This window comes from Ornithinibacillus xuwenensis, assembly GCF_039614845.1.
GTDB classification, from domain to species: Bacteria; Bacillota; Bacilli; order Bacillales; family Amphibacillaceae; genus Ornithinibacillus; species Ornithinibacillus xuwenensis.
On sequence record NZ_JBDIML010000001.1, the window covers coordinates 418,993 to 434,043 of the forward strand.

General features: G+C 37.8%; 15 protein-coding genes. 10 read left to right on the forward strand and 5 right to left on the reverse strand.

What is annotated here, in order from left to right:
• Positions 1-7 precede the first annotated feature (7 nt).
• Together ABC228_RS02510 and ABC228_RS02515 are read left to right on the forward strand one after the other, a co-directional pair.
• On the forward strand, positions 8-439 hold the full coding sequence (locus ABC228_RS02510) for a BrxA/BrxB family bacilliredoxin (protein ID WP_345823506.1): 432 nt from the start codon (positions 8-10) through the stop codon (positions 437-439).
• Positions 440-543: 104 nt separating this feature from the next.
• Positions 544-1,533, forward strand: coding sequence for an aromatic acid exporter family protein (locus ABC228_RS02515; RefSeq protein ID WP_345823507.1), 990 nt, complete (start codon positions 544-546; stop codon positions 1,531-1,533).
• Positions 1,534-1,571: 38 nt separating this feature from the next.
• Here ABC228_RS02515 and prli42 read toward each other — a convergent pair whose 3' ends face one another.
• A complete protein-coding gene (gene prli42, locus ABC228_RS02520; RefSeq protein WP_345823508.1) occupies positions 1,572-1,715 on the reverse strand; it encodes a stressosome-associated protein Prli42 in 144 nt (47 codons plus the stop codon).
• A 166-nt stretch (positions 1,716-1,881) separates the two neighbouring features.
• On the opposite strand from prli42, the gene ABC228_RS02525 reads away from it, so the two are divergent.
• The 6 genes from ABC228_RS02525 (at position 1,882) to ABC228_RS02550 (ending at position 8,977) form a co-directional block, all read left to right on the forward strand.
• Complete coding sequence (locus ABC228_RS02525) at positions 1,882-3,531, forward strand: acyl-CoA mutase large subunit family protein (protein WP_345824152.1); 1,650 nt, start codon at positions 1,882-1,884, stop codon at positions 3,529-3,531.
• Between the two features lie 29 nt (positions 3,532-3,560).
• Positions 3,561-4,379 carry a methylmalonyl-CoA epimerase gene (gene mce, locus ABC228_RS02530; protein WP_345823509.1) on the forward strand — a complete coding sequence of 273 codons (819 nt, stop codon included), beginning with the start codon at positions 3,561-3,563 and terminating at the stop codon, positions 4,377-4,379.
• Positions 4,376-5,929 carry an acyl-CoA carboxylase subunit beta gene (locus ABC228_RS02535; protein WP_345823510.1) on the forward strand — a complete coding sequence of 518 codons (1,554 nt, stop codon included), beginning with the start codon at positions 4,376-4,378 and terminating at the stop codon, positions 5,927-5,929. Before mce ends, ABC228_RS02535 begins: the two co-directional genes overlap by 4 nt.
• A gap of 23 nt (positions 5,930-5,952) precedes the next feature.
• Positions 5,953-7,077, forward strand: coding sequence for a M20/M25/M40 family metallo-hydrolase (locus ABC228_RS02540; RefSeq protein ID WP_345823511.1), 1,125 nt, complete (start codon positions 5,953-5,955; stop codon positions 7,075-7,077).
• A gap of 235 nt (positions 7,078-7,312) precedes the next feature.
• Positions 7,313-7,621 (forward strand): putative quinol monooxygenase, encoded by a 309-nt coding sequence (locus tag ABC228_RS02545; RefSeq protein WP_345823512.1) that lies wholly within the window; start codon positions 7,313-7,315, stop codon positions 7,619-7,621.
• Between the two features lie 111 nt (positions 7,622-7,732).
• Positions 7,733-8,977, forward strand: coding sequence for a DNA polymerase IV (locus tag ABC228_RS02550; RefSeq protein ID WP_345823513.1), 1,245 nt, complete (start codon positions 7,733-7,735; stop codon positions 8,975-8,977).
• Between the two features lie 36 nt (positions 8,978-9,013).
• On the opposite strand, the gene ABC228_RS02555 is transcribed toward ABC228_RS02550, so the two are convergent.
• Genes ABC228_RS02555 through ABC228_RS02570 form a run of 4 tightly spaced genes read right to left on the reverse strand, consistent with a single transcriptional unit; the run spans position 9,014 to position 13,109 of the window.
• Positions 9,014-10,384 carry an aldehyde dehydrogenase gene (locus tag ABC228_RS02555; RefSeq protein WP_345823514.1) on the reverse strand — a complete coding sequence of 457 codons (1,371 nt, stop codon included), beginning with the start codon at positions 10,382-10,384 and terminating at the stop codon, positions 9,014-9,016.
• A gap of 12 nt (positions 10,385-10,396) precedes the next feature.
• Positions 10,397-11,320, reverse strand: coding sequence for a ribonuclease Z (rnz, locus tag ABC228_RS02560; protein WP_345823515.1), 924 nt, complete (start codon positions 11,318-11,320; stop codon positions 10,397-10,399).
• 10 nt (positions 11,321-11,330) lie between these two features.
• Positions 11,331-12,347, reverse strand: a complete 1,017-nt coding sequence (gene namA / locus ABC228_RS02565) for an NADPH dehydrogenase NamA (protein WP_345823516.1) — start codon at positions 12,345-12,347, stop codon at positions 11,331-11,333.
• A 12-nt stretch (positions 12,348-12,359) separates the two neighbouring features.
• Positions 12,360-13,109: a glycerophosphodiester phosphodiesterase gene (locus ABC228_RS02570; protein ID WP_345823517.1), complete on the reverse strand. Its 750-nt coding sequence runs from the start codon at positions 13,107-13,109 to the stop codon at positions 12,360-12,362.
• Positions 13,110-13,299: 190 nt separating this feature from the next.
• Here ABC228_RS02570 and ABC228_RS02575 point away from each other — a divergent pair, with 190 nt between their 5' ends.
• Positions 13,300-14,259, forward strand: coding sequence for an MBL fold metallo-hydrolase (locus ABC228_RS02575; RefSeq protein ID WP_345823518.1), 960 nt, complete (start codon positions 13,300-13,302; stop codon positions 14,257-14,259).
• Positions 14,249-15,043 (forward strand): SDR family NAD(P)-dependent oxidoreductase, encoded by a 795-nt coding sequence (locus ABC228_RS02580; protein WP_345823519.1) that lies wholly within the window; start codon positions 14,249-14,251, stop codon positions 15,041-15,043. Before ABC228_RS02575 ends, ABC228_RS02580 begins: the two co-directional genes overlap by 11 nt.
• Positions 15,044-15,051: the final 8 nt, after the last annotated feature.

The window sequence follows — 15,051 nt, forward strand, 5'->3', positions numbered from 1 at the left end:
GGTTTAGATGGATTTTAATCTATTTATGAATGATATTGTCGATGCAGCACGTAAAGATATAAGAGAAGCAGGGTACGAGGAGCTAAAGACTCCAGAGGATGTAGATAATGCATTAACACGAGAGGGTACAACGTTAGTTATGGTTAACTCTACTTGTGGATGTGCAGGAGGTGTAGCACGTCCAGCTGCAGCAAATTCCATACACTACGATAAGCGCCCGGACCATCTTGTAACAGTGTTTGCTGGACAAGATCGTGAAGCTACAGAAAAAGCACGCACTTACTTTGAAGGCTTTGCACCTTCTTCCCCATCTTTTGCATTTTTGAAGGATGGTAAAATTGTTACGATGTTAGAACGTCATGACATTGAAGGTCATAGTGCTATGGAAGTTATGGGCAAGTTACAAGAAATCTTCGAAAAGCATTGTGAAGAAGTATAAGTTGAAATGAATAAGGCTGTCTCTACTATTGGGTCAGCCTTATTTTCACTTTCATAACAAGAACTTTATTAACTGATTTTCGAACAGCAGAAGGAGAAACACAAGTGAAAATTGGGTATCGAACTATTAAGACTGCTATCGGAACACCAATTGCTATCGTAATTGCCCAATTGCTAGGGCTTACCAATTTCACATCAGCTGGAATTTTAACTATCCTGACTATTAAGCCTTCACGAAAGCAATCTATCTTAAGTGCTTGGCAAAGATTATTGGCATGTGTAATTGGAAGCTTATTTTCACTAGCATTTTTTGAACTAATCGGGTTTAACCCAATTGTCTTAGGACTCATGCTAGTTGTTTTCATTCCGATTACAGTTTTATTAAGGGTTACACCAGGTATAACTACAAGTTCTGTTATCATATTGAATTTATATACATCTGGAAGTATTACTACAGATTTGCTGGTTCAGCAATTTATTTTGATTCTAGTTGGGATTGGTACAGGATTAATTGTTAATTTATATATGCCTGGCTATGAACATAAATTGAAGCAGAGCCAAAAGAAAATAGAAAATAATTTCAGAATGATATTACTTGAAATTGCATTATATATACGCGATAAGAATACGGTTTGGGATGGAAAGGAATTAAGAGAGTCTGAAGCGATATTACAGGAAGCAATTAGCTTAGTAGAGCTTGATCGGGAAAACCACATGCTAAGGTCAGAGCATACATATTATGATTATTATAAAATGCGCTATAAACAATTGGAGCTATTCCGTAAGATGCTTCCACTTGTTACAAAGCTTCCAAATCGAGATGATCTTGCCATTAAAATTGCTAGCTATTTTGAAGGGTTAGCAGAAAATGTTCATCCTGGAAATACTGCGATTGTATTTTTAGAACAACTAAAGAATTTACGAGAAGAATTCAATAAAGAAGAATTACCCAAAACACCTGAAGAATTTGAAACCAGAGCAAATTTATTTCGATTATTACATGAAATTGAAAATTACTTATTGATTAAGAAGCAATATAAAAAAAGTGATGTTAGCTTATTAAAACGTTCCAGAGCAAAGCATAAAAAAGACTGAGATTACAGATTTGTAATTCAGTCTTCTCACATTAACTATTAAAAATTAATAAAAAGAGATAATCCATATGTTATGGTAGAGACAACCATCGCAAAAATCATGACATATATGGCTGCTTTCATTCGTTTTTCACGTTTTGATTTTCGTCTTGGAACAGGTTTGTTATTTTGCTTTGCAGACATTATTACAGTCCTCCTTACATCCCATGTGCTAATTTGTATTTTAACGTTAAAATGGGATTAGGACAAGTATAAAATTATGGATAATTTTTTTAGGGTTAAATTTCTTAATATTCACCTTATTGTAAGTTATGATAGGATTCACCTTTTATAGAATGGGGGAATAATGATGAACAGCTATCAGAAAGATGTTGAAAAGAAATGGAAAGATTCGATTGAAAAAAATTTAAAGCGCTTTCCTGAACGGAAGGAATTATTTCAAAATAGCTCTGAAATTGATATAGATCGTTTGTATTACCCAGACAAAGAAGACAGTTATCTAGATAAATTAGGATTTCCAGGGGAATATCCATATACTCGAGGAATCCAGCCTACAATGTACCGTAGCAAATATTGGACAATGCGCCAATATGCTGGTTTTGGCTCTGCAACAGAAACGAATAAACGATTTCGTTATTTACTTGATCAAGGGCAAACGGGTTTATCTGTAGCATTCGATCTTCCAACACAAATTGGATACGACTCTGATGATGTTATGTCTGAAGGTGAGGTAGGTAAAGTAGGTGTAGCCATTGATACATTACATGACATGGAGAGGTTACTGGATAGCATTCCGCTTGATCAAGTCAGTACGTCTATGACGATTAATGCACCAGCATCTATTTTACTATGCATGTATATTGCGGTTGGAGAGAAGCAAGGTGTCTCAAAGGAGAAGCTAACCGGCACTATCCAAAATGATATTTTAAAGGAGTATATTGCGCGAGGAACGTATATATTCCCACCGAAGCCATCCATGCGTATTATCACCAATATCTTTGAATATTGTCAGGAGCATCTTCCTAAATTCAATACGATTAGTATTTCTGGCTATCACATTCGAGAAGCTGGTTCGACTGCAGTTCAAGAAGCGGCATTTATGATTGCAAACGGTATGGCATATGTTGATGCTGCTATTGAATCGGGACTTGATGTGGATGCTTTTGCTCCAAGACTAGCATTCTTTTTTAATGCTCATAATAACTTCTTCGAAGAGATTGCTAAGTTCAGAGCATCAAGAAGAGTTTGGGCTAGAATTATGAAAGAGCATTACCAAGCAAAGAATCCAAAGAGCTGGAAGCTACGTTTTCACACACAGACAGGTGGTTCAACGCTTACAGCACAGCAGCCTGATAACAATATCGTTCGTGTTACCATGCAGGCTTTAGCCGCAGTATTAGGTGGCACCCAAAGCTTGCATACGAATTCTCGTGACGAAGCGCTAGCGCTACCTACGGAGGAATCTGCTAGAATCGCATTAAGAACTCAGCAAATAATTGCACATGAGAGTGGTGTTGCGGATACAGTTGATCCATTGGGGGGCTCTTACTATATCGAATCACTAACCGATAAGGTGGAGGCTGAAATCGAAACTTATTTAGAGCAAATAAAGGAATTAGGTGGTGCGGTTGCCGCAATTGAAGAAGGATATATGCAACGAGAAATCCATCGAACTGCCTATGAGACACAAAAGCGAATTGAATCAGAAGAAGAAATAATTGTTGGATTAAATAAATTTAAAATTGATGAAGAAGTCAACCCTGAACTGTTAAAGGTGAATGAGGAGTTAGAACGAGAACAAATCACAGCTTTACAAGACATACGAAGTAGTCGAGACAATGATTTAGTTGAAAGCGCACTCAAACAGATCGAGTGGGCAGCAAAAAAAGCGGATGAAAATCTTATGCCACACATACTACATGCAGTGAAAGCCTATGCCTCTGTTGGGGAAATTTGTAATGTTCTTCGAAAAGAATTTGGGGAGTACGGTAGCATCTAAGAAACGAGATGGGAAAGGAGATTGTTGACATGAGTAATATACGTGTATTAATAGCAAAACCAGGGTTAGACGGACACGATAGAGGCGCGTTAGTAATTGCGCAGGGTCTAAGAGATCATGGAATGGAGGTTATTTATACAGGTTTAAGACAATCACCTGCACAAATAGCCAAGGCAGCAATACAAGAGGATGTAGATATTGTCGGCTTATCCTCCTTGTCTGGAGCACATCGTACGCTTTTTCCTAAAGTAATCGAGGAGTTAAAAGCGCAGAATGCCGCAGATATCCCAGTTATTGGTGGTGGGGTTATCCCAGCAGAAGATATTCCCTTTCTAATCGAAAAAGGAGTTAATAAAATTTTTACTAGTGGTTCTTCTATGGAGGAAATGGCTCACTATATTAAGCAACTTGTTCAACCTGAACGTGTAGTTCCATTCAAAAAAATATCCCATATTGGTATTGCGGTTCGTTCGATTGATCAAGCGTTACCATTTTATACAAATACATTGGGACTCGTATTAGAGGGGATGGAAGAAGTGGAATCTGAAGGGGTTCGAATTGCATTTCTTAAAATAGGAGAAAGCCGGTTCGAATTGTTGGAAGCGCTAGAAGAATCCTCGCCAATTCATAAATTTATTGAGAATAAGGGTGAAGGCATCCACCATATTGCCTTAGATGTTGAGGATATTAATACTCGAATTAGACATCTTATGAAAAATGGTGTCCAGTTTATCAATTCTGAACCAAAGGAAGGGGCACATCAAACACAGATTGCTTTCATGCATCCGAAATCTACACAGGGCGTACTGTTAGAACTATGTGAAGAATCTGGGGGAACGAAATCATGATGGATATGTTTGATAAAATAAATGAACTATATGATAAGAGAAGACAGGCAGAACTAGGTGGTGGAGATGAACGAATTGAAAAACAGCATGCTAAAGGAAAGCTAACAGCAAGAGAAAGAATTGAATACTTGCTCGATGAGGGGAGCTTTGTTGAGCTAAATACCTTTATTGAAAACCGTGGAACAGATTTTGAAATGAATGGAACAAGCGGAGCAGGTGATGGTGTCGTTACGGGATATGGAAAAATAAACGGGAGACCGGTTTATTTGTTTGCACAGGATTTTACCTTGTATGGTGGTGCATTAGGTGAAATGCACGGGAAGAAAATCGCCTCTGTAATGGATTTAGCAGCCAAAAACGGTGTGCCATTTATTGGGCTGAATGATTCAGGCGGTGCAAGAATTCAAGAAGGGGTATCTTCACTCGATGGATATGGTCAAGTATTCTACCGGAATTCCATCTATTCTGGTTATATTCCACAAATTTCAGTTATTATGGGACCAAGTGCCGGTGGAGCTGTCTATTCGCCAGCAATTACGGATTTTGTTATCATGGTAGAAAAAACATCGCAAATGTTCATAACAGGACCCAAAGTAATTGAAACGGTTACCGGAGAAAAAATAACTTCAGAGGATCTTGGCGGGGCACATATTCACAACACCAAAAGTGGAAATGCACATTTTAAAGCGAAGAATGAGGAAGAAGCATTAGACCATGTGAAAAAGCTACTTTCTTATTTACCAAATAATAATCGTGAAAAACCATCTAAATATGATTATCATCAAGACGATAATGACTACCGTCCAGAGTTAGTGGATATTGTACCGTATGATGCAACCCGTCCGTATGATATAAAGCATGTCATCAACCAAGTAGTCGATGAAGATAGTTTTTATGAAATCCATGCAGAATTTGCCAAAAATGTAGTGGTTGGATTTGCTAGAATGAATGGAAATACAGTTGGTCTTGTTTGTAATCAGCCGAAGCATCTTGCCGGTGGACTTGATATTGATTCTAGTGATAAAGCTGCACGGTTTATTCGTTTCTGTGATTGCTTCAATATCCCAATTATTACATTCGAGGACGTAACAGGGTTCTTTCCTGGCATAAAACAGGAGCATGGTGGTATCATACGACATGGAGCAAAAATTTTATATGCATATTCAGAGGCAACGGTTCCGAAATTAACGGTTATTGTCCGGAAAGCATACGGTGGTGCTTATGTTGCACTTAATAGTAAATCAATTGGTGCCGATTTAGTATTTGCTTGGCCAAATGCAGAAATTGCAGTTATGGGACCTGAAGGAGCTGCAAATATCATTTATGCGAAGGAAATTGCTGCAAGTGATAATCCTGAGCTAACCCGACAAGAGAAAATACATACGTATCGGGAGAAGTTTGCTAACCCATACATCGCAGCAAAACTAGGAATGGTTGATGATGTGATTGATCCAAGAGATACACGAATAAAGCTCATCCAGGGATTGGAGATGCTTTATCATAAAAAAGAGGAACGCCCAGCTAAAAAGCACGGGAATATTCCACTTTAATTCGTTCAGGAGGTTGTACAGCTATGACAGAGATTAATAAAGACAGAGTAGTAAATGAATTTATGGAGCTTGTTCAAGTCGATTCAGAGACAGGCTATGAAGCGGAAATCGCGCAAGTATTAAAACAAAAATTTATGGAGCTTGGATTAGAGGTTGTAGAGGACCAAGCAAAAGAAAAGACTGGTCACGGAGCAAATAACTTAATTTGTACATTGAAAGGGACAAAATCAAGTGCAGATACAATCTACTTTACCTCCCATATGGATACAGTTGTGCCCGGAAAAGGTATTAAGCCTTCGATTAAAGATGGCTATATTGTTTCTGATGGAACGACTATTCTTGGAGCAGACGATAAAGCTGGTCTTGCAGCGATATTCGAAGCGGTTCGTACCTTGAAGGAAAGTAATATAGAGCATGGTGATGTTCAATTTGTCATTACGGTTGGTGAGGAGTCTGGTTTAGTTGGCGCAAAAGCGTTAGATCCAGCCTTAATAAATGCAAAATTTGGGTATGCAATTGATAGTAATGGTGCAGTAGGTGACATTATCGTTGCAGCACCAACTCAAGCGAAAATATATACCATTATCAAAGGAAAGACTGCACATGCAGGTGTTGCTCCTGAAAAAGGCGTTTCCGCAATTACGCTTGCAGCTAAAGCCATTGCTAAAATGCCTTTAGGGCGAATTGATGAAGAAACGACAGCGAATATTGGGCGTTTTGAAGGTGGAAAACAAACGAATATTGTTGTTGACCATGTTGAAATTTTAGCGGAAGCACGTTCTTTAGTTCCTGAAAAAATGGAAGCACAAGTAGCGAAAATGAAGGAAGCATTTGAAACTACTGCTAAAGAACTTGGTGGCGAAGCGATTGTAAAAGTTCAAGTAATGTATCCTGGATATAAGCAAGAGGCTGGAGATGAAGTAGTAGAAGTAGCGAGGAGAGCAGCACAAGCAATTGGTAGGGAAAGCAAGCTACTGCAAAGTGGTGGTGGAAGCGATGCTAATGTTATCGCTGGATTTGGAATTCCTACTGTAAACCTTGCTGTTGGCTATGAGGAAATTCACACAACAAACGAACGAATTCCTGTAGAAGAATTAGTGAAGATCTCTGAGTTTGTTACAGAAATTATTAAAGAAGTAGCGAAATAAATATAAGATATGTTAGGAAAATGGCTAATAATGATATTAGCCATTTTTATTTGTATATTTATTTCAGAACATTTGATAATATAAAACCAATAGGAATAATGAACAGGCAATCAGGCTATATGAAAGGGTAGGATTTAAACGGATTCACGAATTGACAAGTTTTACGAAAGAGAGAAGTATTGAAAATGAGCACTAAAGCTCATGATGGAAATTTTAAATTCAGGAGGTTTTTTTGATGGAGAAATTCGGATTATACGGTAAGTTTTCAGTTAAAGAAGGCGAACAAAATACGCTAGTTAACATTTTGTTAGAAGCTGCGGAATCGATGCAGAATCTGAAAGATTGTGAAATATACATTGTAAGTACTTCAGAGTCTGAGCCGAGTGCTGTGTATGTATTTGAGGTATGGAGTGATCAACAAGCACATGAAGCGTCTTTACAATTGGAAGTTACCCAAAAGCTAATAGCACAAGCCAAGCCAATTATTACTGGTATGGAAAGAATCAATACCTTAATACCACTGGGAGGAAAGGGTACCGTTTAAATTGAAATTATTGAGCATATTGGTATAAAACCTAGATTTGAAGGGTGTAAAGCGCGTTTTTAATTGTGGTATAATACATAGAGAAACAATTGTTCGCAAAGGATGTCTAACATGGCAGAGATAAATGCTAAAAAAGCGCGTATAATATTCCACTTAGATATGAATAGCTTCTATGCCTCTGTAGAAATTGCCTATAACCCAGAACTAAAAGGAAAACCTCTAGCGGTAGCTGGTAATCCTGAAGAGCGTAAAGGAATAATCATTACGAGTAACTATGAAGCACGGGCTAAAGGTGTAAAGACCACCATGCCTATTTGGCAAGCACGAAAACTGTGTCCAGACTTACTCGTTATGCGTCCTAATTTCGAACGATACCGATTTGCTTCCCGAGAAATATTTAAAATCCTATATTCCATAACACCATTTGTTGAGCCAGTCTCTATTGATGAGGGTTATATGGATGTATCGGATGTAAGTAATGACCAGCATCCAGTTCGCTTGGCGGAGAAGATACAACAACAAATTAAAAAAGAGTTGGATTTGCCTTGTAGTATCGGAATTGCACCTAATAAGTTTCTAGCCAAAATGGCGTCCGATATGCAAAAACCTATGGGCATTACGATATTAAGGAAGAGAGACATTCCTGAAAAGCTATGGCCATTACCTGTTAGAGAAATGTATGGTATTGGAAGTAAAACGGCTGAAAAGCTACAAGGACTTTCGATAAATACGATTGGAGAGCTCGCATTAGCTGATGAATATCAACTAAAGCAACTATTAGGTATTAATGGTGAACGACTTAAGAACCGGGCAAATGGTATTGATCTTAGAGTGGTTGATCCAGATGCAGTAAATGAATTTAAGAGTATTGGTAGTTCCGAGACATTACCGTTAGATACAACAGATGAAGCAGAGATTAGAAGCTTATTATCTTCTCTAGCTGAAAATGTTGAGATTCGAATGAAACGAAAGCAAGTAGCTGGGGGCTCCGTTCAGCTAACCATTCGTTATCATAATCGCAAAACCATTACTAGAAGTAAGAAGCTTTCCAACTATATTGAGAAAAAAGTAGATATTTTAAAGGTAGCCTTCGAGTTATTTGAAGTCCATTGGAATAAAGAACCCGTTCGATTACTTGGTATCACGGTACAAGATATCGAGGAGAAACAAAATATCGTTCAGCAGTTAGATTTGTTTACCTATAAAAAAGATGCGGAAAAGGAGAAGCTATATCTAGCTATAGATGAATTAACAGAGAAGTATGGAAAAAATCCTTTTGTCGAGATGAAGGTAGAGGATCAGGGACAGCCAAGAACGAGCTTTCAAAAGGATTTTCTAGATGACTATAAAAAATAGGCTCAAGTTATGGATTGCGATAACTTGAGCCTATTATTATTTCAGGATCTTTTTAATGATAGAAAATACTAGCTTTCCACCTGGATAGCGTAGTGGAATATCAAACTTAGTTGATTGCTTCAGGATGCTTTTGTGATGTGAGAAAGTGTCAAAGCTACTTTTACCATGATACGATCCCATACCGCTACTCCCAACCCCGCCAAAGGGTAGATTCGGATTTGCAAGGTGATACAATGTATCATTGATACATCCGCCACCAAACGATAAATTTGTCATCACGCTTTGTTGGTTCTTCTCTTTTTCTCCAAAATAATAGAGTGCGAGAGGTTTCTCATGAAGTTTTAAAATGGAAATAACTTCTGTTAAACTTCGAAATGTTAGAACAGGTAAGATTGGTCCAAATATTTCATCCTGCATGACTGGATCGGTCCAAGAGATGTTGTCTACAATGGTTGGTTCGATTTTAAGTTGCTTATAATCGACATTTCCGCCTTGAATAATTTTACCGGTTGTTAAATAGGATGAAAGACGATTAAAGTGACCTTCATTAATGATGCGAACGTAATTATCATTTTGAAGCGCGTTCTTTCGGTATAGCTTCCTGATTTGCTTTTTCATTTCCTTAAGCAGTTTATCTTTTATTTTGTGATGGACGTATAGATAATCAGGTGCCACACAGGTTTGACCTGCATTGGTAAATTTCCCCCATACGATTCGCTTAGCAGTGATTGGTATGTTTGCATCCTTGTCAACAATTACAGGACTTTTACCACCTAATTCCAGTGTAACGGGTGTTAAATGTTTACTCGCTTCCTTCATGATAACCTTTCCCACTGCGGTACTTCCAGTAAAGAAAATATAGTCAAATTTTTGTTGTAAAAGTTCCTCACTGACTTCTTTCGCGCCTTCAACAACAGCAAGGAAATTCGGTTCGAATGTTTCTGAAACCATTTTTGCTAAGAGGGAGGAGGTCGATTGACTGTATTCAGAAGGCTTTATCACAACCGTATTTCCAGCAGCAATCGCGCCAATTGCCGGTGCTATTGCTAGATGTAAGGGATAATTCCAAGGTGATATAACCAATGTCACGCCATAAGGTTCTTTACGGATAAAGTTTTTCGTGCCTTTATGTGTAATAGGAGCTTCAACAGGCACATCCAGCATCCACTCCTTAAGATTTTTTTCGGTATGTTTAATTTCGTTATATAGAAATCCAAGTTCTGTTGTGAATGTATCAAATGCCGATTTATTTAAATCCTGCTTTAAGGCACGGTATATATTTTTCTCATATTTCTCTAGCATCTGACGTAATTGTCTTAGCTTCTCAATTCGAAACTGATAATCCATTGTACTTCCATTTAGGAAAAATTCTCGTTGTTTGTGTACTAATTGATGTATAGCTCCCATAAGCCCACTCCTTTAGTTGGATGGAATACTAATTTGATAGAAATCTCTAGCAATTTCAGTATTGGCATAAATTTGCTGTGCTTCAGTCAAAAGATTATCCGTCTCTTGGTTCTGATATCTCGATGAAATATGTGTCAATACTAACTGTTTAACACCCGCATTTTTGGCTAACGATGCTGCTTGAACCGTAGTAGAATGATAATAGGCAGAGGCTAAATCTTCCTTCTCCTTGTCAAAGGTTGCTTCATGTACTAGTAAATCAACTGAGCGAACAAAGTCTTCGTTGACTTCAGTTGCCCGGGTATCACCAAGAATAGCGATGCTTCTACCTTTCTTATCAGGACCTATAAAGTCTTTTCGGCGAATCTCTCGTTCACCTTCTACTATTGTCACTTCATTCTCTTTAATTTGTTGATAGATTGGTCCAGGTTTAATTCCAATCTCCATTAACTTATCAACCTGCAGTTCACCTGGTTTACTTTTTTCTTCAATCCGAAAGCCATAGCTCGGTATTCCATGCTCTAATTGCTTACAGAACACAGTGAACTTGTCATCCTCATATATTTTACCTTCCGTAAATTCAACAAAGGAGAGGGGGTATGTCAGGTGAGTACCACTTAGCTTCAGACTTGTCTGAACATATTCTTTTACTCCAGTTGGACCGTATATTGTTAATTCATCTGTTCCACCTTGAAAGGATCGTGAACTTAGTAATCCCGGTAACCCAAAAATATGGTCTCCATGCATATGCGTGATGAATATTTTTGTAATCTTTCTAGGTTTTATCGATGTGTGTAAGATTTGATGCTGTGTTGCTTCACCACAATCAAATAGCCAGACACTATTTGCTTCCTGAAGTAACATAAGTGCGATTGCGGATACATTTCGTTCTTTTGATGGTACTCCTGACCCAGTACCGAGAAAATATAACTCCATAGCTTGCCTCCTATTTCCATCCTCTTTCATATTGTTTAGGAGCTTCTAATGGATACCCTAATTCATCAGCTGCTTCTTTTGCCCAATAAGGATTTTTGAGTAAGGATCTACCGATAAATATTAAATCTGCACGATTATTTTGAATGATTTCCTCTGCTTGAATTCCAGATGTGATTAATCCCACTGCACCTGTTGGAATATTTGCTTGATGTTTAATCGTCTCACAGTGTTTAATCTGATAGCCAGGATATGGATTAATTCTTGCTGGAACAACACCACCGGTACTACAATCAATTAAATCAATACCAAGCTCTTTTAATTGTCTTGCATAGAAGATAAAATCATCTTCCTTATTACCGTCCTCATGATACTCATCCGCTGAAATACGAACAAAGATAGGACCAGTAAATTCTTTTTTGGTAGCTTCGACAATTTCCTTTAACAATCGGAATCGATTTTCACGGTTACCACCATACTCATCAGTTCGTTTATTGGAAAGAGGGGATAAGAATTGGTTGATTAAATAACCATGTGCTGCATGAATTTCGACCATGTCAAAATTCGCATCCTTGGATCTTTTAGCAGCCTTCCTAAAGGCCTCGATAACCTCGTTAATTCCACTTTTGTCGAGTTCTGATGGTTGCTTATAGGAATCATTAAATGCAAGGGATGAAGGGGCATAAATTACTTCTTCATCCTGTGCTTTTCGGCCCGCATGTGCGAGTTGAATTCCAGCTTTTGATCCATAGGCATGTAGCTGTGTAACAAGATCTGATAATCCATCTGTATGTTCATCATTCCATATTCCTAAGTCCTGTGCAGAAATACGGCCAGCTGTTTGTACAGCAGTTGCTTCAAGAATGATTAAACCTACTTTACCAGCTGCTCGTGAAATATAATGGGTCATATGAAAAGGGGTAAGTTTACCATCTTCGTTTATCGATGAATACATACACATTGGTGACATCACGATTCTATTTTGCAATGTCATATCCTTAAAGGTAATTGGTGAAAATAATTTTGCCATGAATAATTCCTCCTATAATAGTTCTTTTTTGTAATGAAATAGTTTTCGGAAAGTAAGTGCTTTATACGGGGCATCGGTAAAAATTCCATCACAATTTCTCGCGTAGCAATTCATCATTGATTTATATTTGTTTACGGTATAAACACGCACTGGCATTTTTAGAGAATGAGCTTGCTGGATAATCTGCTCATGGAGCAATCGATATTTAATATGAAGTGCATTTGCGCCAAGGTCATGCGCATATTCAACAAGGTTGGGTATCCTTTTAGAGGTTAACAAAGCAATTCCCAATTCATCTCGATATTTCTTAAGCCTTCTTACACTATTCGTACTAAATGTAGAAATTGTTGTCCGTTCAAGCAATCGGTGCTCTTTGAGCCTATGGTAAACAATTGATTCGAGATTCTTGTAGTCTATCTTATTATTTTTTAACTCAATATTAATGGACATATCTTTAGGCTTGATCCAGACAAGGAATTCTTCTAATGAGACCATCTTAGCTCCTTTAAAGTCACGAGAAAACCAAGTGCCTGTGTCCAGTTTCTTTAATTCTTCGTAAGTAAAATTCTTAACATAACCAGATCCACTGGTCGTTCGTTTTAATGTTTCATCGTGAATAAGTACGGGCACTTTATCCTTTGTAAGCTGGACATCTGTTTCGATACCTTCTGCACCAAGCTTATACGCAAGTTCAAAAGCATACATTGTATTTTCTGGTGCTAATTTACTTGCGCCGCGATGGGCAATGATTTTCGTTGTCAAGTCCTTCACCTCTAATTTGATTTTGTAAAAATTTCATAGGAAAGTCAACCAATACACAAATTAGGAGTGCAACTTCAAGTAATTATGTAGGGTAGTAGAGTAAGTGATAAGTGACTTCTATATAGTTTAGCGTTACAATGGAAAAAAGATGAATGAACGATGATTCATTTTTATTGAGTGGGGGAAAGACATGAAAATAGAAGAAAAATTAATCCATCAAATTACGGTGCCAACACCTTTTGCAGTTGGAGATGTACATGTTTATGTTGTTAAAGGGGATACATTATCCTTAATCGATGCAGGGGTCAAAACGGATGAAGCGTGGCAAGCGCTAGTTCTACAGCTAAAGAATATTGGCTACAGTCCTCAGGATATTGAACAAATCATTTTAACACATCATCATCCTGACCATACTGGATTAGTAGATCGATTTGATCGCGCAGAACGTGTAATTGCTCATGAAAATGTAAATCGATGGCTGACTAGAGATAATGAATATTTTACATATTATGAACAGTACTTCCATGACTTTTTTAATTTACATGGAGTCCCAGAACGATTCCGTGCATTCCTAGAAAAGATTAGGACGCCGTTAAAATGGGCAGGAGAAGGGGAATTAACTCAAACAATTGAGGAAGGCGATAGTTTGCCTGGTCATCCTGAATTTCAAGTAATAGAGACAAAAGGGCATGCACAAAGTCATCTGTCTTTCTTGAGAAAAGATGGTACGTTTATTGGTGGGGATCACTTATTACATCATATTAGTCCGAATCCTATTATTGAACCACCACAACTAAATGAGACAGAAAGGCCGAAGCCACTTTTACAATATCGAGCGAATTTATTGAAGTGCGCTAATTTAGGTATTAAAGTTGTGTTACCTGGACATGGAAAGATATTTTCTGATGTGGATGAAATTATTTCATTACGCATCGAAAAACAGGAAAGTAGGGCAAATAAGGTTCTGGGCTTATTAAAGGAATACGCACAGACATCGTACCAGTTATGTGAGAAATTATTTCCAAGACAATACAACACACAAATCGATTTGACTATGTCTGAAACAATTGGTCAATTAGATTACTTGGAAGACAAGGGATATGTTACTAAAACAATAGAAGATGGGGTTTTGTATTATCATGCAAGATAAGCTTTCTGGAAAGAACATAATCGTAACAGGAGCATCAAGTGGTATCGGTGAGATGCTAGTAAAGCAAATTGCAGCAAATGGTGGAATACCGATAATGCTTGCTAGATCGATCGATAAGTTACGACAATTACAAAAGCAGCTTAAAGAAGCCTATCAGATTGACAGCCATTATTATAAGGTTGATCTTACAAATGATCATGAGGTTGATGAGGTAATTCATAGAATTCTAGATGATCACCAGCACATTCATGGTTTGGTAAATAATGCGGGTTCTGGTGTATTTAATTTTGTGAAGGAAACCTCGGTTGAGGAAGTTCAGCTCATGTTTCAATTAAATGTACTGGCCGTAATTCGGGTAACAAAGCTTATTCTCCCGCATTTGATTGAAAAGGGAGAGGGACATATAGTTAACATCGCCTCACAAGCTGGAAAAATTGCGACACCAAAGTCTGCAGTGTATGCCTCTACCAAGCATGCAATAATCGGATTTACCAATGCTCTGCGCCAAGAGGTAGCTAACCATAATATTCAAGTCACGACCGTGAATCTAGGACCAGTACGAACCAATTTCTTTTCCCATGCTGATCCAGAGGGAAATTATCGAAAAAATGTCGAAGCCTACATGTTAGATCCAATACAGGTCGCAACCAAAATTACCAGCCATTTGTTTACCAATAAGCGTGAAATTAATATGCCTTGGTGGATGGAATTTGGTAGTAAGCTGTATCAACTTTTTCCTAGCATGATGGAAAAAATACTTAAAAAACAATTTAACAAAAAATAACAATTGAG

Excerpts from the sequence above, each read along its gene's own strand:
- ABC228_RS02510 (WP_345823506.1), top strand. The coding sequence starts at position 8 with ATGGATTTTAATCTATTTATGAATGATATTGTCGATGCAGCACGTAAA.
- prli42 (WP_345823508.1), bottom strand. The coding sequence starts at position 1,715 with ATGTCTGCAAAGCAAAATAACAAACCTGTTCCAAGACGAAAATCAAAA.
- ABC228_RS02525 (WP_345824152.1), top strand. The coding sequence starts at position 1,882 with ATGAACAGCTATCAGAAAGATGTTGAAAAGAAATGGAAAGATTCGATT.
- mce (WP_345823509.1), top strand. The coding sequence starts at position 3,561 with ATGAGTAATATACGTGTATTAATAGCAAAACCAGGGTTAGACGGACAC.
- ABC228_RS02535 (WP_345823510.1), top strand. The coding sequence starts at position 4,376 with ATGATGGATATGTTTGATAAAATAAATGAACTATATGATAAGAGAAGA.
- ABC228_RS02540 (WP_345823511.1), top strand. The coding sequence starts at position 5,953 with ATGACAGAGATTAATAAAGACAGAGTAGTAAATGAATTTATGGAGCTT.
- ABC228_RS02545 (WP_345823512.1), top strand. The coding sequence starts at position 7,313 with ATGGAGAAATTCGGATTATACGGTAAGTTTTCAGTTAAAGAAGGCGAA.
- ABC228_RS02550 (WP_345823513.1), top strand. The coding sequence starts at position 7,733 with ATGGCAGAGATAAATGCTAAAAAAGCGCGTATAATATTCCACTTAGAT.
- ABC228_RS02555 (WP_345823514.1), bottom strand. The coding sequence starts at position 10,384 with ATGGGAGCTATACATCAATTAGTACACAAACAACGAGAATTTTTCCTA.
- rnz (WP_345823515.1), bottom strand. The coding sequence starts at position 11,320 with ATGGAGTTATATTTTCTCGGTACTGGGTCAGGAGTACCATCAAAAGAA.
- namA (WP_345823516.1), bottom strand. The coding sequence starts at position 12,347 with ATGGCAAAATTATTTTCACCAATTACCTTTAAGGATATGACATTGCAA.
- ABC228_RS02575 (WP_345823518.1), top strand. The coding sequence starts at position 13,300 with ATGAAAATAGAAGAAAAATTAATCCATCAAATTACGGTGCCAACACCT.
- ABC228_RS02580 (WP_345823519.1), top strand. The coding sequence starts at position 14,249 with ATGCAAGATAAGCTTTCTGGAAAGAACATAATCGTAACAGGAGCATCA.